Source organism: Paenibacillus sp. FSL R10-2199 (assembly GCF_038000235.1).
Classification (GTDB): domain Bacteria; phylum Bacillota; class Bacilli; order Paenibacillales; family Paenibacillaceae; genus Paenibacillus_AQ; species Paenibacillus_AQ phytohabitans.
The window spans coordinates 1089684-1107668 of sequence record NZ_JBBOBO010000002.1; the positions used below are offsets into that span (position 1 = coordinate 1089684).

Consider the following 17985-nt stretch of genomic DNA (forward strand, 5'->3'; position numbering starts at 1 on the left):
TAATTTCCCCCAACCGCCTACTTTCGGTGGAATCAGAGGGATTTATCCCTTTAATTTCACCCAACCGCCCACTTTCGGCGGAATCAGAGGGATTTATCCCTTTAAGTCCCCCCAACAGACGAATATCATCATTTCCTATACAACAGAAAAGCCGCCTGGTCCGCAGGCTGACTTCCCCTGCGGCCCGGACGGCTTCATCATATGAATTGTATTCAGGCAGCTTATCCTTCCGCATAATATTTAAGCGGTCAGCTGTTTATATTTGGCAGTCAGTTCCTCGAACCACTGTTTATCCTGCAATGTCAACGCAAAATCAATCAATTCGGCAATCTCTCCCGGCTGCAGCTCCGGCGAATCATTGAAGCTGATTTCAGCAGTAGCAACCGCTGACCCATCTGCCCCATCCGCAAAGTCATATGAAAACTTCAGCTTGATATCACTCTCCAGAAACTCATTCCGCAGGAAGTAGAGCACCTCGCACATCAATACAGGTCTGACATGACTGTCGAAGACACAATCCATTACTTTGGCCCAATAATGCTGGTTGCTGAGATGCAGCTTATCATTGGTCAAGAGATACTGCTCACCCTGAAAGTCGTTGACAAATCTCAGTTCCACCGGCTCCATTTTAAAAATACCGGTAATTTGCTTCTTGGTGATATTCACGATGTCCTGTGTTTCTAATCTCATCATCTCATACACCCCGTTCCTTATATTTGGACTTTCAGTATTTTTCCGCAAATACACGATTCGACAATAATTTTAACTAATTTAAAAGTATTATCGACTATTTCTCACAATTTGTTAATGTTTTTCATTAAAATTTTAAAAAAATATGTTTCTAATTGTGATGAAATGGTTAATTATATGCCCCGCACCGGATTAATGTCATTATTTTAGCAGTAAAGACTATTCTGACAGGAGAAATCACATGCAAAAAAGGATGCTGCCCAGGCTCTGTAATGAGCGGGCAGCATCCCTTTTCGGTGATGTCTGTATGATCCGGCAAGACTTTTGCCGGCTTCTGATCGGGGATTTAGCTCACAAACAATGGAACCAGCTGAATCCCCTCTTCCGGCGAAATCCGCACCAGCCCTTTATCCGAGATCCGCAACGTCGGAATGACAGCCAGTGCAAGCAGCGACAAGGTCATAAAAGCATAATTCAATGTGCAGCCTGCATCATACAGCGCTTTGCTGATGGCCGCAGACTGGGCTGCCGCAATCTCGAACGGCTCTGCCGACATCAGTCCGGCAATTGCCAGCGGGAACAGAGTTGTTCCGGAAGCGGTAATAACCGCAACACCGCCCTGAGCTTCAGCTACTGCACCCGCAGCTTTAGCCATGAGGTTATCATCATTGCCGATGACCAGCACATTATGGCTGTCATGGGCTACAGTCATGGCAATCGCAGCAGGCTCATGGAAGCCGATCCCCTCAACCACACCAACCGATTTGTTGCCGGTTCCCTTATGCCGCTCCAGGACGGCGATTTTGCACAAGCCCTCCTGAACCAGCAGCCTGGACTCAGCCACCGGCAGATTAATGATCAATTCCCCGGTCTCCACATGATTCTCGATCACTTTGATGACCCGTGTGGCCAGAGTACCTTCAGCAATTGGCGCATGGATCACGAAGTCCTCCGGAGCCGGAGGCTGCAGCAGATGCACGGAAGCCAGCACTTCCTCCGGGTAGGTGTACGGACTCAGCTCAGCGGTCATGATCCCGTTCTCCGCTACGACCACTCCGGCCGCAATCGTCATGACAACATGAACATCAGCCAGATTTCCGTCCAGCAGAATGATATCTGCACAGGAGCCCGGAGTAATTGAGCCGATATCACGGGCTACCCCGAACCGTTCGGCGGTATTGATCGTTGCCATTTGAAAAGCCGTGACCGGCTTAAGGCCCTGGGAGATGGCGTGCCGCACCACAAAATCCATATGACCTTCATCCCGCAGCGATTCTGAGCTGCGGTCGTCGGTCACCAGCATCATCCGGCGCGGGTCGAGCCCATGCTCGGTGTGCGCGGTGATGGTCTTCGCCACATCATGCCAGGCGGAGCCGCGGCGCATTTTGGCATACATCCCAAGACGGACGCGTTCGATTACATCCTCCGCCGTCACACACTCATGATCGCCGGTTACTCCTGCGGCGGCATAGACCGGGAGTCTCCAGTCATCCGCCGGCCAGGTGAAATGACCGTCCACATAGCGCCCCGCACGCAGGGTCGCCTGAATTTCCCCGAGCATTTTCTCATCGCCGTACACCACGCCTGGGAAATTCATCACTTCGCCCAGCGCAATGACATCCTCGCCCCAGGTAAAAGCCTCGGCTACTTCCTCCGGTCCGATCGATGCGCCGGTCGTTTCGAAATCCGCTCCTGCTGAAGGTACGCAGGAGGCAACCTGCATATAAGCCGCCAGCGGAGTTTCACGCATCTCATCCAGCATCAGCTTAATGCCCTTCAGCCCGAATACATTGGCGATCTCATGGGCATCAAAGAATCCGCCGGTCGTGCCCATAGGCAGCACTGCACGGGCAAACTCAGTCGCCGTCAACTGTGTACTCTCGATGTGACAGTGCCCGTCAAGCAGACCCGGGGCAATGTATTTGCCCGCCGCATCAATGATCTGTGTCCCCTCACCGATCGTATGCGAGACATCCTTGCCAACGTAGGCAATGCGTCCACCCTGTACTGCTACAGACATACCCTCCAGAATCTCTCCGGAGCATACATTGACCAGTTTGCCGCCAGTAATCACCAGTGTCGCCAGCTGGTCGCCGCGGGCTGTAGCCACAAGCCCGGGCACGCAGTCCGCGAGTGGTTTTCTTGTATAAGTCATAATACACACTCCCTTCCGGTTAATGATTTCCTATATTTATATTCTATTTAGCAAAAACGGCCCTGACGCCCCTCACGGGTCGCAAGCCGTTGTTTGAACTACCGCCAGGAGGATAGACCTGACTGCTAATCTAAGCGGAGCTTAACGATGCTTATACAGAGGTACTTAGCTAAAATACAAGCCGTCCGGCTGCTCCGGATCGCAACTTGTGCTGCTTACCTTTCACCACTTAGCGCATTTTTATGATTATCTTACTTTTGACTCGTATACGTCAAGTGCCGCCTGAACGCCCTGGCCGGCCGGAACGGAGAATCCGTGGCGTACAAGCGCCGCCTCCAGTGCTCCAAGCAGACGCAGCACATTATTCTCCCGGCAGCTGAAGCCCATCGTGCCGATGCGCCAGATCTGGCCTTTTAACGGACCGAACGAGCTGGCAATCTCTATCCCGAAATGGTTCAGCAGCATGAAACGCACCGCTTCCCCGTCCACTCCCTCCGGAATCAGCACACAGGTGACTACCGTCAGCTTGCTCTCCGGATCACCGTACAGCTCCAGACCCATTGCGGTCAGGCCAGCTACAAGGGCTCGCTCATGATGCTTATGACGGGCATGACGGGCCTCCAGCCCTTCTTCCAGCACCAGCCGCAGCCCCTCACGCAATGCGTACAGCATGGAGGTCATCTCCGTGTGGTGATTCAACCGCTGGGGACTCCAGTAGTCCTGCAGCATGCCGAGGTCAAAGTAGTTGCTGCGGACAACCGGCAGCTCGCTTGCCTCATCGCCGCCGGTTCTAAGCCCCCGCTCCACCTGTTTGCGCTTCAGCAGCTTTGCTTCGGCACGCTCGTTATAGGTGACCGGGGACATGCCCGAAGGGACAGACAGACATTTCTGCGTTCCACCGACCACGGCATCAAGCATCCAGGCATCCGTCTCCACAGGCACCCCGCCAATGGTCGCCACCGCGTCCACAATCAGCAGGGCATCCTGCTCACGGCACGCCCGCCCGATCTCGGCCAGCGGCTGCACACGTCCCGTAGAGGTCTCCCCGTGGACAATCGCCACCACATCCGGCTTGAAGCTGCGGATCGCCGCGATCACATCCTCCGGCGGAAACACGCTGCCCCAGGTCTGCTCTATAGTGAACACCTCAGCACCGCAGCGCTCGGCAATCTCATGCAGCAGATGTCCAAACCGTCCGAAGACCGGAATCAGCACCCGGTCTCCCGGAGCAATCAGACTGACCATTACCGCTTCAATCCCGGAGCGTGATGTACCGTCCACCGGATAGGCCCACTTATTGCCTGTGGCAAACAGCTCCCGGAGCATCTCCATCGTCTCGTTCATAATATCTGTAAACTCGGGATCGAATTGACCCAGTACCGGATAAGACATGGCCCGCAGCACACGCGGATCAACCTCTACCGGTCCCGGAGTCATAATACACCGCAAGGACGGCGACAAATCTTCGTAGCGCTTCATCACTCTCTCCCCCTCTCGTCTCTCTGAATCTCCTGAATCTCCTGAATCTCCGGAATTCCACCCTCTTATGAACCCCCTGAGCTTCAGTTCTCTGTATAAGCCATTTTATATAAGATTGCCGTCAGTACTTCGAGTCCCGCAGCCAGCTCTTCCGGTGACGTATATTCATCAGGAGAATGGCTGACCCCTCCCCGGCTGGGCACGAATATCATTGCCGACGGGCAGCGCGGTGCGAACAGCTGGGCATCATGCCCCGCCCCGCTGACCATGCTCCGGTACGACCGCCCCTGCTCCACACAGATTTGTTCCAGCGACAGGCATAGCTCCGTATCCATAGGTGCAGGAGTTGTAGCCAGCAGAGGCAGCACCTCCAGAATCAGACCGCGCCTGCCGGCAATCGCTGTGAACTTATCAAGCATCCCTAAGCAAAAGCGCTCCAGTGTCACGGCTTCGCTATGCCGGATATCCAGCGTGAACTGCACTTCGCCCGGAATGACATTCGGCGTCCCCGGATAGACTTCCAGCCTGCCCGTTGTTGCCACCAGCGGGTCCCCTTCTGCCACAGCGGAACGCTCCAGTGCCAGCAGCATTTCTGCGCTGCCTGCCAGTGCATCCTGCCTCAATCCCATCGGCGTTGTTCCGGCATGATTGGCTGTGCCGCACACCTTGACCTTGTATCTCCGCTGACCGGCGATCGCCTGCACCACCCCGATCTCCTGGAACGACCGTTCCAGAATAATCCCCTGTTCAATATGCAGTTCAACGTAGGCGGCAATATCACTGCGGACCGGACTGTGTCCGAAGGCAGTGCCGCCACTCTCTGAAGTATTATAATGGCTAGCTCCGGAGGCTTCAATGCTGCCGCCCAGACCGCAGGCAGCCATCGCCGCTCCGAGCGTTACCCCTTCGCCGTCTGCACAATTCTCGCGCTCACTCCCGTCGTAGAGCCCTGTAACATTGCCGGAACCCCAGAACGTCAGCGGAAAGCGGCTGCCCTCCTCCTCGCAAAAGGACACCACCTCCAGCGTCCGCAGCGGCTGGCCAAAGGTCATCTGCAGATAATGCAGTGCAGTTACAGCAGCAGCTACTCCGTAAGCACCGTCATAACGTCCGCCGTTCACCACCGTATCGATATGTGAGCCGGTTAGAATTACTTTATCCGTTACCACTGATCCGGCCAGCTTGCCGTATACATTTCCGACCTCATCCGTTCTGACCTCAAGTCCGAATCCAGACATTCTCTCCTGCAAAAAATGCTGGACCCGGTACCACTCCGGCGTGTACAGCAGCCGGGTAACCCCCGGGCCGGGAGCACTGAAGGCTGCGAGTTCATCCAGCAGCTTCAGCATCTCTCCGGCCGGGACATGCCGGACCGGCAGCTTCACCGGGCCGGCTGGCGGCTGGAGATCCGCAGCCATTCACCGCCATCCGCTGCAACAAGGCCTTCTCCGGCGGTATAAACCACATTGCCGCGGGAGAGGGTTGCCGTTACCTTGCAGGATAAGGTCATACCGGCATAAGGACTATGCTTGTGGCGGTAATATAAATCTTCCGCCTGCAGGGTATAATTCGCATTCGGGTCAAGCAGCACCAGATCGGCATCCAGCCCCGGAGCGATGGAGCCTTTGCACTGCTCCAGCCCGAAACGCCGGGCAGGCAGCTCCGACAATAGCGCAGAGATCTGTGTGACCGGCAGGCCGCGCACCTGGACACCCTCGTGGAACATCAGCTCCAGACTGCTCTGCGCCCCCGATATCCCTCCCCAGGCTTCAAAAAAAGACAAGCCGGGCGCCAGCTTCAATTCCGCCGGACAAGGGGAATGATCCGAAGCAATCAGATCCACCAGGCCCGCAGCCACCGCATGCCACAGCCGTTCCCGCTCCCCGCTGCTGCGCAGCGGCGGAGCACATTTCGCCAGCGGCCCCAGCTCCTCCATGCTGTCCTCGTTCAGAATCAGATAATGAGGGCAGGTCTCCGCTGTCACATCCAGCCCCCGCTGCTTGGCCTCGTGAATCAGCTCCAAGGCTGCGGAGGTGCTAATGTGCACGAAATGCAGCCGGCAGCCGGTCCGTTCACTATATAGGAGTGCCCGGGCAACAGCCTCAAGCTCCGCTTCGGGCGGGCGGGAGGCGGCGAAATCACGCGCAGTGCTCCGCCCCTCGCGGAGTGCAGCTGCTCCGAGCGCCGAGGTCATCTCTTCACTCTCCGCATGCAGGGCGAGAATGCCGCCGATTGCGGCGATGCGGACCATTCCCTGATACAGGGTATTGTCATCCACCTCGCGGAACCGGCCTTCGCCTTCACCGCCGGGATTCGAGATAAACGCCTTGAAGCCGGTAACACCTGCCGCCGCCAGCTCCTCCAGGTCCTCCAGATTGCCGGGCACGAGTCCGCCCCACAGCACATAATCCACCGCCGAATTCCCGGCTGCAGCTTCTGTCTTCAAGCGGAGTGCTTCTATATTTACAGTCGGCGGATTACCATTCAGCGGCATATCCGCATAACAGGTACAGCCTCCAGCGGCAAGGGAAGCCGATCCGCTGCGGAAGCCTTCCCAATGGCCGAACGCCGGCTCATTGAAATGAACGTGCATATCAATCATGCCGGGGAGCACATATTGTCCTGCTGCATCAATAATTGTAGTGGCAGGTGAGCCGTGCAGCGCTTCGCCCAGGGCAGCGATTCTGCCGTCCTTCACACCGATATCCAGCTTACGGACTTCTCCGGGGAGTACAACATCCCCATTCCTGATAATAAGCTCATAGGATTCCTCCATGAAACGGCCACCTCCAGTCTAGTGGTATTCGTAATGGTATTCGTATTTGTATCGTTACATTTAACTGCCGCGGTATGTGCTGTATCCTCCCGGTGCAACCAGCAGCGGCACATGATAATGCTCTGCCGGGTCCGGAATGTTGAAGCGGATCGGGATATGCTCAAGGAACATGCTGCCACTCCCTACCGGTTCACCGCCAGCACCCGCCTGAGCACTCCTGAAGTAGTCGCCGGCCATGAAGACCAGCTCGTAGCTTCCGGCCAGCAGCTCTTCCCCTGCCAGCAGGGGAGCGTCCAATCTGCCGTCACTGTTCGTGACAGCCTCACATATCAGCGCGGGCATTACCTCACCGAATCTCCATAGCTGAAGCGACATGCCCGCTGCAGGCTTCCCTAGCGACAGGTCCAGCACATGAGTCGTTAACCGCCCGCTCATGACAGGTATCCTCCAAGCCTGCATCTATTGAAGCAGCGGATTTCCGATTCCGGCAGAAGCATTTCTGCGTTTTTTCCCGCATACTGACTGCTGTGCCTTTTGCTTATTTTTTTGTTCATTCTTCTCTCCATACTAAGGATTAAGCCGCTGGTTCCGGTCATGAACGACACCTCCTGCTGATTTGTTAGAAGCAAGTATGCTGTAGAGTGCGGATCGGATATGAGGCCTCTTGCACTATGTCCTATGCCTCCGCCAGCAGATCCTCCAGCCGGAAACGGGTAATCTTGCCGATCTCCTGCAGCGCCTGATCCCATTCTTCCTGCAGGCTGCGGTCCACCCGATCACGGATGGCGTTAATGATGTCATCTTTATTTTTGCCGCGCACAGCCAGAATGAACGGGAACTGGAATTTCTCGGTATAGGCGGCATTCAGCTCCGTAAGCTGCTTGAATTCCTCCGGTGTCAGCCGGTCCAGACCGGCCCCCTGCTGCTCTGCCGCCGATAGCGGAGTGACCTGCAGCCTTGTTGCCAGATCAGGGTGGGCTCTAAGCAGCGCAAGTACCTGGCTACGATCCGCCTTACGCACCGTTTCAACCATAGTGTCATGCAGCTGCTGCACGGATTCAAACGGACGCTCACTATAGGCGCCTTCCGCAACCCAGGGCGAATGTTCGAATATACCTCCAAGGCTCTCTACAAATTCCGGTTGTCCCATGCTGTTGATCTGTTCCAGTGTCACAATATCCGCAGGTGTATTCAATGGCTCATCCTCCATCCATCTAATTTGCATAGTTTAAATTCAAACATTCTTTAGGGTAAAAAAAGCCCATTTCCGCATTCAAGCCATCTACTTTGCCATCAGCACCTGAAGTACCGATCTCTCAGTGATTTAAGATGTTCGAACTGCATGAAATGGACCATACCTGTGTTACTCCATAAATCCGCGTGATAGTTATAGTACTTCCTGCTCGCGTAAACTTACTATCTTATATTGTACCTTCTATGCAGCATTCAGCAACTCAGAACCGCTGTTCACGGACATAAGGTGTTCCCAGCGATTCCGGCGTGCCGGAAGGCTTGTTGCGGTTGCGGTATCCCAGATACATCAGAACCAGAATCGTAACGACATAAGGAATCATTTTGAGGAAATAAGACGGCACCACACTGCCCAGCAGCTGTATCCGGAAGCCCAGGGAATCGAGTGCCCCGAAGAAATATGCGCAGAAGAGCGCACGCAGCGGATTCCATCTGGCAAAAATCACCAGCCCGACGGCGATCCAGCCCCGGCCGGCCGTAAGGCCTTCATTCCAGGTCGGTGCATAGGCCAGCACCATGTCTGCCCCGGCAAGACCAATCAGTGCAGCTCCGGCTGTAACGTAGCCATAGCGGATCAGCTGTACACGGATGCCCATGACATCCGCTGTAGCCGGATTGTCTCCGACTGCCCGCAGATGCAGCCCCCATGAGGTATGGTGGATCAGCAGATGCAGCACCAGCACAAGCAGCAGGCTGAACCAGGTCAGATAATCCATCCGGCCGAAAATATCCCCGATCACCGGAACCGACTTCAACGCCCCCAGATCCAGCTTGGGTGAAGTGCCCGGAAGCGGAATACCGCTGATAGACTTGCCGAGATAGGCGCTGAGTCCGCTGCCGAACAGCGTCATGGCAAGACCTGACATTGTCTGGTTCGCCCGGAGGGTAACTGTAAGGAAGGAATGTACCATACCCAGAAGCGCAGTAATGGCCACAGCTGCGAGCAGGGCAAGGATCAGATTCCCGCTGCGTATGTAGACGATACAGGTCGTCACCGCCCCCATCAGCATCAGCCCTTCCGCACCGAGCTGAATGATTCCGGCCCGTTCGGTCAGAATGCCTCCCAGTGTAGCCAGCAGCAGCGGTGTTCCGGCGGATATGGCGGCTATTAATAACTGTGTAGTGAAATCCATGGGTAAACTCCCTTCTCTAAGCGAATGCTGTTATGCGCTCCGGCGGATGCGGAAACGGTGAATCATGTCGCCGGCAATCAGGAAGAACAGGATCGCACCCTGCAGCATTTCCGATATGGACGAAGGCAGTCCGATGGTCTGTACACTATACCCGCCGACGATCAGGCCGCCGAACAGAACGGAGGTGACAATCAGACCCAGCGGGTTCAGCTTGGCAAGCCAAGCCACGATGATTGCCGTATAGCCATAACCGGGTGATATCCCCTGCATCAGCTTATGTGTAACCCCCGAGACCTCAGCCATGCCGGCAATACCGGCCAGGCCGCCGCTGATCAGCATGACGATAATGATATGCTTCTTGATATGAATCCCCGCGTAGCGGGCAGCTGTTGGGTTGGCACCGATCAGGCGCAGCTCATAACCCCAGCGGGTGAATTTGATCATCAGATAATAGATAAGGACGGCCACCAGCCCGAAGATCAGCCCGATATGCAGCCGCGTGCTTCCCAGAACCGGCAGCGACTGTGCAGCGGTGAACATAGGTGAACCCGGGAAGTTGAAGCCCTTCGGGTCCTTCCACGGTCCGAAGACCACATAGTCCAGAGCCAGCAGAGCCACATAGTTCAGCATCAGCGACGTAATCAGCTCGTTGACACCGAAATGCGTCCGCGGAACGGCGGTCATCAGACCCCACAATGCCCCGGCCGCCGTACCGAAGACCAGCATTAGTGTGATTGACCAGAACGAAGACAGATCAGGGAAATAAATCGTTACCGCTGTAGCCGCCATAGCACCTACAGTCAGCTGGCCTTCCGCCCCGATATTCCAGACGGAAATCCGGTAGGCCACCGCGATACCAAGTCCGCATAGCAATAGCGGAATAGCTTTTACCATGGTTTCTGTGAAGCCGTAGGAGGTTCCGAAGGCTCCGCGGAACATTTTTTCGTATACCACAAGCGGGCTCATGCCATTGGCGGCAATGAACACCGCACAGAGCAGCAGCGCCAGAATAACTGACAGAACAGGCGTCCACCACGGTGAACGGGTACGGCTTGAATCGTATTCCAGCCTGAGGGAGTACCATTTCCCGCTTTTCCCCGGTGAGGGCTCCAGCACTGCAGTATTGCTTCCAGTATCCGGACTCATACGGCGCTCCCCTCCATGTTCCGGATTCCGGCCATCATCAGTCCGATTTGTTCCCGGTCCGCATGCTCATGATCGCTTTCACCTATAATTGAACCGTTGTATATGACCAGAATGCGGTCAGACAATTGCAGCAGCTCATCGAGATCCTCAGAGATCAGCAGCACGCCGCTGCCGGAGCTCCGCAGCTCCATCAGCAGCTCGTGGACACCGGCTGTAGCGCCGACATCCAGCCCCTGGGTCGGATGAACGGCAACCATCAGCTTCGGCTGGTGGCTGACCTCGCGGGCGAACAGCAGCTTCTGCTGGTTTCCGCCCGACATCTGCTGCACCGGGGTATCCAGCTCCGGTGTCTTCACATTGAAGCGGCGGACCAGCTCCTGTGACCAGGAACGGTTCTTCGCAGCCTTCAGGAAGCCGAATTTCGAATGCTCATTACTGCGGTAGGACTTGAACAGCAGATTATCGACGGAGCCCAGGCGTCCGGCCAGACCGCTCTTCATCCGGTTCTCCGGCACATGCGAGATTCCCGAATCGATGGCGCCTCTTACCGAGGCTGTTTTTACAGGACTGCCGTCAAAAATAATCTCGCCCGTCTTCCACGTTCTAAGCCCGGTCAGTACCTCGGCCAGCTCCTTCTGACCGTTGCCGGCGACACCGGCCACCCCTACGATCTCGCCTTCACGTACGGTGAGCGACAGAGCATCCAGCGCTTTGCGCCCGTGATCGGCAGCAACATCCAGGTCCTTAACAACCAGCAACGGTTCCCCTGCTGTAGCCTCGCGCTCCTGACGGCTGATCGTGACTTCTCTGCCCACCATCAGCCGGGCCAGCTCCAGCTCATCCGTCTTGGCCGTCTCCAGAGTAGCAATCATTTTCCCTTTGCGCATCACCGAGATCCGGTCGGAGGAAGCCATGACCTCCTTCATTTTATGGGTCGTCATGATTACCGTCTTCCCCGTCTGCTTCATCACCTTGAGGGTTTCAAACAGCTGCTCCGCCTCTCCCGGTGTCAGCACCGAGGTCGGCTCATCAAGAATAATAATATCTGCACCCCGGTACAGGGTTTTGACGATTTCAACACGCTGCTGTTCACCGACAGACAACTGCCAGATCGGCCGGTCAACCGGAAATTTGAGGCCAAACCGTTCTCCAAGCGCCTCAATCTCTTCATGTTTATGCTTGATCCACTTGCTGCCACGCCAGAAAGACGACTTTTCGCCAAGCACGATGTTCTCCGCTGCCGTGAGACTTTGCACCAGTCTGAAGTTCTGAAATACCATGCCTACCCCGAGGAGTGCCGCATCTTTCGGAGAACGGATTTTGGCTGGTTTGCCGTGAATGAGGATCTCCCCCGCATCCGCCCTGTACACACCTGACAGCATACTCATGACTGTGCTTTTTCCTGCTCCGTTCTCACCAAGCAGCGCGTGAATCTCACCCGCATTTGCCGAAAAATCGACTTGATCGCTGGCCGTTACAGAACCGAACTTCTTCACTATCCCGCGCATTTCAACCGAATGGTCCTGCATTGTGGGAAGCTCCTTTCCTTTATAGTTGTAGTACGGGTGGGGAAGATTCCGACATACGGAACCCGCCCCACCCATAAGGCCGTGCTGTATTCAATTCAAAGCTGCTGTTATTGCGGGATGGTACCTTCTACACCCTTAACCAGCCAGTTCATGGAAAGCACTTCTTCAAGCGTCAGCTTTTGGCCGTCTTGAACCACTACATTTCCTTTGTTGTCCGAGATCGGGCCGGTGAATACATCCAGCTCTCCGCTGATGATTTTGGCTTTGGCATCTTCCACCAGTTGCTTCACATCATCCGGAACCTTGCTGCCGAACGGCGCAAGCTCAACCATACCATCGGCCATATCACCGGAGTACTGCTCGCTCTTCCAGGTTCCATCCATAACGGATTGAACGGCTTTTACGTAATAAGGGCCCCAGTTCCATACAGGGTTGGTCAAATAGTTGTCCGGTGCATATTTGCTCATGTCAGAGTCATTTCCTCCGGCAAAAGCTCCGCGTTCTGCAGCAGCCTGCAGCGTAGCCGGTGAATCCTGGTAAGCCAGCAGAACATCTGCGCCTTTATCCAGCAGGCTGATTGCCGCCTGACGTTCAGTAGCAGGGTCATACCAGGTGTTGGTCCATACTACATCCACTTTGACATCAGGGTTTACACTTTGTGCTCCCAGGGTAAAAGCATTTAGGTTATAAATAACTTCGCTGATCGGGAAGGCTCCAACATAACCAAGATGATTTTTTGTCGTCATTTTGCCTGCCGCGATACCGGACAGATAACTTGCCTGATAGTTTTTGCCGAAGTAAGTACCCATGTTATCGGCTGTTTTGTAACCGGAGGCATGAAGGAACTTCACGTTAGGGAATTTACCGGCTACGTTCAAGGTGAAATCCATATATCCGAAGCTTGTGGTGAAGACAATGTCATGATTCTGGGCGAGTTCAGTGATGATGCGTTCCGCATCGGCGCTTTCCGGTACATTTTCCACGAAATCCGCTTTAATGCCCAATTCCTTCTCCATGTATAGGCGGCCTTGATCATGCTGATACGTATACCCGCCGTCACCCGGAGGCCCGATGTATACAAAAGCAACCGTCGGCTTCTCTGCTGCCGGCTCTGTTGTTGCCGCTGCCTCTGTGGCTGCTGCCGCATTCGTTGCCGCAGGCGCCTCAGTAGCCGCCCCATTCGTGTCGGGCGCCGTATTGTTGTTGCCGCACCCCGTCAGAACCACCGCTAACAGGAACATGGTTACCAGGCTGAATTTAAATCCCTGACCCCTTCTTTTCATAATTCTCCTCCTCCAGGATATCTCTCCTAATGGCTCCAGCCATTAATGTATCTCTACTATACTGAGACACAGCAGTTACGTAAATTTATATAACATAGCTTTGTGTCATTTTATAAGAATCGCTGTCGTTTTTGTGTTTTGTGCACTAGGATACCTTGAATTATGCTTAAAATATGTGATATTCCCTAACATAATTTTGGAAAATGGCGATTTTGCTGTCAGTTGTCCCTTGGCACACTCCATTCTCTGCGAATCTCCCCAAAGCTGACCGGCAGCTCCGCATCCGTGAAATCCCGTTCGGAATCACTCTGCAGCATCATTCCCTTGTAGCCGGGAGAATGAAAAATAGCCGATAACCCCCTATCGCCGTCCAGTGCCTGAAGCTCCGGAAACACAGATTGTGCGAACAGCACAGGGGGATTCACCACACCTTCATTTATGCTTGCCACATAGTCGAGTCCGGGATTCTGCTCAAAGGCATCCGTCAGCCGGTTCACCAGCGCCGCAGGAATAAACGGCTGATCCGCGTGAGCGATGACAACGGCATCAGGCTGCAGCGATGAAATGGCATTCAGGCCGCAACGGAGAGAGAAGGACAGCCCTAAATGAGCCGTCAGGCAGGTCTCCGTACGTCTGCTGCTCCGGGAACTGGCGGGAGGCATCCATTTCAGAGGATCATCTGCCCGGACCACCACAATCAGCGGATCAAGACCGCACCGCTCCAGCTCACTTAGCGTGGCTGCTCCAAGCGTTATTCCACCCGGCTGCTTCAGAGAACCACTCCCGGCAACTGCTTCCTTGCTCCGGCTTGCCGCCAGATAGATTCCGGCTACTTTCAAGTGCACTCCACTCCTTCCGTTAATTTGTAGGCATACTACAGCTATTCACGTTCCAGCATTCTGCGGAACAGGAATACCAGCTTCAGCCTCATGAGATCATTGATTTTTTTGAAATCGACATCCAGCAGCTCACTAAGCTTCTCAATCCGGTAAGTGGCGGTATTGCGGTGGATAAACAGCTTCTTCGCAGTTTCATTCACATGGCCGTCATTATCCAGATAGACCTCCAGCGTATGGAGCATTTCCTTGACGTATTCCGGTTCACGGCTGAGCAGACCGCGCAGACTGCCGCTGCAGTATCTCTCCATCGTCTCCGCCGGGATCTGGTTCAGCAACAGATGGAGCTCAAGCTGCCGGTAATGCACCACATTTCCGTGTGCCCCCCACTGCTGGACCACCCCCATACATTCCTTAATCTCGGCAAAAGCTTCCTTCAGCCCTTCCGGCTTCACCTTCACCCCGCTGACGGCAGCCCGCGGATAATAGCCTTTATCAAACTTCAGATTGTGAAAACATTCATTAATCAGCTCCCGGAACTGCTCCGGGGCTAGCGGGCCTGCCGGATAGAGGGAGAGCAATCCCTCTTCCATTATCAAATGAACCGCCTGCAGCCCATGCAGCACCGGATGCTCCAGATATTCCTCTTTCAGCCGCAGCAGCTCAGCCTGCCTTGCTTCCCCAGCAGCGGCTACGTCGGTCAGCAGAAGCTGGAACGGGGCTTGCAGCAGCTGCACATCCAGCTTAAGCGCCGCCTGGGACAGCTCCGCACACGACAGCCCGCCGTTCAGACAACGCCGCAGCAGCCCGCTGAATTCCCGGTGCTCGGCATGCTCGAAATAATCCTCAAACCCGGCATGGATATGATATGAAATAAGTTCAGCACCCTGGATGAACAGGCTTTCCTCGACCGGCAGCAGCAATGGATCAATCCTGCAGTACAGAAGATAACCCGAGCATTTCTCGCCTTGCATCAGAGGAATCCGGTATCCCGAGCACTCACCCATGCGGAAGCGCTGATTCCGGTTCTGCCAGGGCCAGCCCTCCAGCAGCTGGCTGTCGGAATAACCGGAGTTATTGAAGACCGTAGCGCCCCGGACGCTGATCACCGCCAGCGGATAGCCGATAACCTCAGAGACCGATTCGAGCAGCGGACGGCTGCGCCCGGAACGCAGGGCGAAGCGCATGAGCTTGCGCTGCTTCTCCATAATGGCCTGCAGCACACTTGTGCTGCGCGAGAGTTCGGCGCGGAACAAGCCGTTCATCTGATCGGAGAAGGTGAACTGGAACGGCAGCTCAATCAGCGGGAAATTCAGCGTTTCCGCTTCGGCAATCAGCTTCTCCGGCACCGCATCCCAGAAACGGCCCAGCTTGATGCCAAGACCCGCCGATCCGCGGCGGTTCAGCGTCTGCAGCAGTGCCGAGGCATCCTCGAGACTGTCTTTGATCAGATAGGCGGTAGTCAGCAGCATTTCCCCTTCTTTGATCCAATCCGAGATATCCGGGGCATCCATCACGTTGATGGATTTGACAATCCTGTGTTTCCCTTTGGAGCCTGCAATGAGTTTCGCTTCAGATAAAGGATAAATGGACAACGCTTCTTCAACCGTAAGATGCATGCCATCCCTCCTTCTATAGGTTCATCTTCTTCAATTCTTCTTTATGTTACTTTATGTAACATTATAGATAAAATGACCCTTCATGGAAAGAGGAAAGTGAAAATATAAACCATGAATGTTAGGTAATATCACGTAAGTCACAGAATTTTAACGATTGGGTTGCTGGTAAAAAACCAAATTATCGGTGAATGGCCATCTGTAAGGCCTCAGTAAAGATTTTGATAGGATGTTCAATATGAAAAAAGCCCTGATTCTCCGTCAGGGAGAACTAGAGCTTGCTCTATGTGTAGTGCCATATTAATATGGCTTATGTTTGGGCTGTACGCAGCCGCTGGCGCTGCCTCCAGGATGATCCGGCGGCAATAACACCGGTTTGGCCAATTAGCTAAAGGTCTGAAACCGATAGCCGTGAAGCGTTACGGACTGGAGAGCCTTTATCGGGACGGATTACAGCATTTCACAGGTTATGCGGACACAGATGCCCTTAAGTAACCACTTTCTCCTCATTTTGAGCTCCAAATCAGAGTATAAGGGCTCCTGAGTCCGCAACCGGCAGAATAACAGGTTTTTGGGAAAAATAGGGTCTTCTGAGTCCGGTTCACTCTGCGGCTGCCCGTTTGCTTAAGTATCGTCCACATGGTCAGCACATTCTTCTTATTCCTCTATTACTCTCTTACTCTCCCAGTACTCAGAGTATCACCGCTCCCATTCCTCCTGCACCCATGACAGGAGTTCGAGATCCTGCCCATACCCGCCGATAATGGACAGTCCAAGCGGCAGGCCGCCGGGTCCCGCCACCGGCAGTGTAACCTGCGGCAGCCCGGCCAGTCCGGCAATGCAGCTGAGCATCATGGCGCCGCTGCGGTTCAGCTCCAGCTGCGCGGGATCTCCGCCGCGCAGCGGCGCCGGGCCGGGCACGGTCGGGATGACGATGCAGCCGTCATTCCCGAGCAGCCCCCGCAGCCGCTCCGTGAACTCCCTGCGCAAGGAGCGGGCCCCGCTGTGGTCCGCTCCGGCCAGCCCCGCCGCCCAAGTGAACCGGGCGGCAATATCCGGTCCGAAGACCGGCCGCTCCCGCTCAATCCACGCGCCATGCGTTGCCCATATCTCGGCGCCCTGAAGTTCACGGAAGACATCCATCCATGTCTTCAAGCCTTCCGGGGCAATCTCCATCACGGCAGTCTGCAATGCGGAACCTGTCTGAAGCCTATTCAGTCCCAGCTTCAGATAGCCGCCGCACTCCTGACCGGCTAATGACCAGCATTCCGGCGGGATGAACATCCGGGACAGCCTGTGCGTATTGGTTTGCTTGTCGGTTTGCTTGCCGGTTTGCTTGCCGGTTTGCGTACCGCTTGGCTTAATGTTGTGCGGCTCGGCTTGCCTACCGTTCCTCATATCGTTCCTCATACCGTTCCTCATATCGGCTGGCTCACCGGTTTGAGCATCCGTCTGCTTGCCCATTTGGATCTCACCAGGCTGATCCTCCACGCTCACGGGCTGTCCCAAGAGCACCTCACCAGCCTTCAGCAGCAACTCCGCGCTGCCTGCAATCCAGCCTACCGTATCAAACCCCGGGGCCAGCGGGATTACACCCTCTATATCAACCGCTCCATGCGTTGGCCGAAAGCCGTATACACCGCAATAGGCAGAAGGGACACGGACAGAGCCTCCGGTATCTGTGCCTAAAGCAAAATCCACACTGCCGGAGGCCACCGCCACCGCTGAACCGCTAGACGAGCCGCCGGGTATCCGGCCCTCCCCGTGCGGATTCACCGGGGTGCCGTAGTGATAATTCTCCCCGCCCAAGCTGTACATCAGCTCATCCGTATGGGCCGCCCCGCGCAGCGCAGCTCCGGCTTGCAGCAGCCTGCTCACAGCCGGAGCATGGGCAGCCGCCGGTTCATGGGTGCGCAGCCAGTCCGGGTTGCCGGCGGATGAACGGTGTCCGGCTACCGCGAATACATCTTTAACGGTGAAGCTTAAGCCATACAGAGTTCCGTGTCCGCTGCCGGGAACCGCAAGCTCCGGAACTCTGAACGCACCGTGATGATTATGTAGAGCCATGCTGTTCCCACCTTTCTTCCCGGA

The 17985-nt window shown here is 55.2% G+C and carries 14 protein-coding genes; all 14 read right to left on the reverse strand.

All coding sequences use genetic code 11. From position 1 onward, the window contains the following. Window positions 1-240 precede the first annotated feature (240 nt). Window positions 241-693 (reverse strand): IDEAL domain-containing protein, encoded by a 453-nt coding sequence (locus NYE33_RS32505; protein ID WP_042134526.1) that lies wholly within the window; start codon window positions 691-693, stop codon window positions 241-243. Window positions 694-1036: 343 nt separating this feature from the next. Beyond that, window positions 1037-2845, reverse strand: coding sequence for an adenine deaminase (locus NYE33_RS32510; RefSeq protein WP_341069446.1), 1809 nt, complete (start codon window positions 2843-2845; stop codon window positions 1037-1039). A gap of 246 nt (window positions 2846-3091) precedes the next feature. Then, window positions 3092-4324 (reverse strand): pyridoxal-phosphate-dependent aminotransferase family protein, encoded by a 1233-nt coding sequence (locus NYE33_RS32515; protein ID WP_042134523.1) that lies wholly within the window; start codon window positions 4322-4324, stop codon window positions 3092-3094. A gap of 83 nt (window positions 4325-4407) precedes the next feature. Then, window positions 4408-5742, reverse strand: a complete 1335-nt coding sequence (locus tag NYE33_RS32520) for a Zn-dependent hydrolase (protein ID WP_042134521.1) — start codon at window positions 5740-5742, stop codon at window positions 4408-4410. Further along, window positions 5706-7100 carry an allantoinase gene (locus NYE33_RS32525; RefSeq protein WP_042134520.1) on the reverse strand — a complete coding sequence of 465 codons (1395 nt, stop codon included), beginning with the start codon at window positions 7098-7100 and terminating at the stop codon, window positions 5706-5708. Before NYE33_RS32525 ends, NYE33_RS32520 begins: the two co-directional genes overlap by 37 nt. Before the next feature lie 60 nt (window positions 7101-7160). Beyond that, entirely contained in the window at window positions 7161-7535 is a 375-nt protein-coding gene (gene uraH, locus NYE33_RS32530; RefSeq protein WP_042134519.1) for a hydroxyisourate hydrolase, read from the reverse strand. Between the two features lie 241 nt (window positions 7536-7776). Continuing rightward, on the reverse strand, window positions 7777-8295 hold the full coding sequence (gene uraD, locus NYE33_RS32535; protein WP_231575304.1) for a 2-oxo-4-hydroxy-4-carboxy-5-ureidoimidazoline decarboxylase: 519 nt from the start codon (window positions 8293-8295) through the stop codon (window positions 7777-7779). 259 nt (window positions 8296-8554) lie between these two features. Continuing rightward, window positions 8555-9484, reverse strand: a complete 930-nt coding sequence (locus NYE33_RS32540; protein ID WP_042134515.1) for an ABC transporter permease — start codon at window positions 9482-9484, stop codon at window positions 8555-8557. 30 nt (window positions 9485-9514) lie between these two features. After that, a complete protein-coding gene (locus tag NYE33_RS32545) occupies window positions 9515-10630 on the reverse strand; it encodes an ABC transporter permease (RefSeq protein WP_144026223.1) in 1116 nt (371 codons plus the stop codon). Continuing rightward, window positions 10627-12159, reverse strand: a complete 1533-nt coding sequence (locus NYE33_RS32550) for an ABC transporter ATP-binding protein (RefSeq protein WP_042134514.1) — start codon at window positions 12157-12159, stop codon at window positions 10627-10629. The genes NYE33_RS32545 and NYE33_RS32550 overlap by 4 nt, the downstream gene beginning before the upstream one ends. A gap of 107 nt (window positions 12160-12266) precedes the next feature. Then, window positions 12267-13442: a BMP family ABC transporter substrate-binding protein gene (locus NYE33_RS32555; protein ID WP_042134512.1), complete on the reverse strand. Its 1176-nt coding sequence runs from the start codon at window positions 13440-13442 to the stop codon at window positions 12267-12269. Window positions 13443-13660: 218 nt separating this feature from the next. Then, complete coding sequence (locus NYE33_RS32560) at window positions 13661-14281, reverse strand: NTP transferase domain-containing protein (RefSeq protein WP_052421713.1); 621 nt, start codon at window positions 14279-14281, stop codon at window positions 13661-13663. Window positions 14282-14322: 41 nt separating this feature from the next. After that, window positions 14323-15897 carry a PucR family transcriptional regulator gene (locus NYE33_RS32565; protein WP_042134510.1) on the reverse strand — a complete coding sequence of 525 codons (1575 nt, stop codon included), beginning with the start codon at window positions 15895-15897 and terminating at the stop codon, window positions 14323-14325. 696 nt (window positions 15898-16593) lie between these two features. After that, window positions 16594-17961 (reverse strand): amidase family protein, encoded by a 1368-nt coding sequence (locus NYE33_RS32570; protein WP_042134509.1) that lies wholly within the window; start codon window positions 17959-17961, stop codon window positions 16594-16596. Window positions 17962-17985 lie beyond the last annotated feature (24 nt).

What these genes read in the sequence shown, in the direction of transcription:
- NYE33_RS32515 (WP_042134523.1), bottom strand. Translation starts at nt 4,324, where the DNA reads ATGAAGCGCTACGAAGATTTGTCGCCGTCCTTGCGGTGTATTATGACT.
- NYE33_RS32540 (WP_042134515.1), bottom strand. Translation starts at nt 9,484, where the DNA reads ATGGATTTCACTACACAGTTATTAATAGCCGCCATATCCGCCGGAACA.
- uraH (WP_042134519.1), bottom strand. Translation starts at nt 7,535, where the DNA reads ATGAGCGGGCGGTTAACGACTCATGTGCTGGACCTGTCGCTAGGGAAG.
- NYE33_RS32525 (WP_042134520.1), bottom strand. Translation starts at nt 7,100, where the DNA reads ATGGAGGAATCCTATGAGCTTATTATCAGGAATGGGGATGTTGTACTC.
- NYE33_RS32520 (WP_042134521.1), bottom strand. Translation starts at nt 5,742, where the DNA reads ATGGCTGCGGATCTCCAGCCGCCAGCCGGCCCGGTGAAGCTGCCGGTC.
- NYE33_RS32570 (WP_042134509.1), bottom strand. Translation starts at nt 17,961, where the DNA reads ATGGCTCTACATAATCATCACGGTGCGTTCAGAGTTCCGGAGCTTGCG.
- NYE33_RS32545 (WP_144026223.1), bottom strand. Translation starts at nt 10,630, where the DNA reads ATGAGTCCGGATACTGGAAGCAATACTGCAGTGCTGGAGCCCTCACCG.
- NYE33_RS32565 (WP_042134510.1), bottom strand. Translation starts at nt 15,897, where the DNA reads ATGCATCTTACGGTTGAAGAAGCGTTGTCCATTTATCCTTTATCTGAA.
- NYE33_RS32550 (WP_042134514.1), bottom strand. Translation starts at nt 12,159, where the DNA reads ATGCAGGACCATTCGGTTGAAATGCGCGGGATAGTGAAGAAGTTCGGT.
- NYE33_RS32510 (WP_341069446.1), bottom strand. Translation starts at nt 2,845, where the DNA reads ATGACTTATACAAGAAAACCACTCGCGGACTGCGTGCCCGGGCTTGTG.
- NYE33_RS32505 (WP_042134526.1), bottom strand. Translation starts at nt 693, where the DNA reads ATGATGAGATTAGAAACACAGGACATCGTGAATATCACCAAGAAGCAA.
- NYE33_RS32555 (WP_042134512.1), bottom strand. Translation starts at nt 13,442, where the DNA reads ATGAAAAGAAGGGGTCAGGGATTTAAATTCAGCCTGGTAACCATGTTC.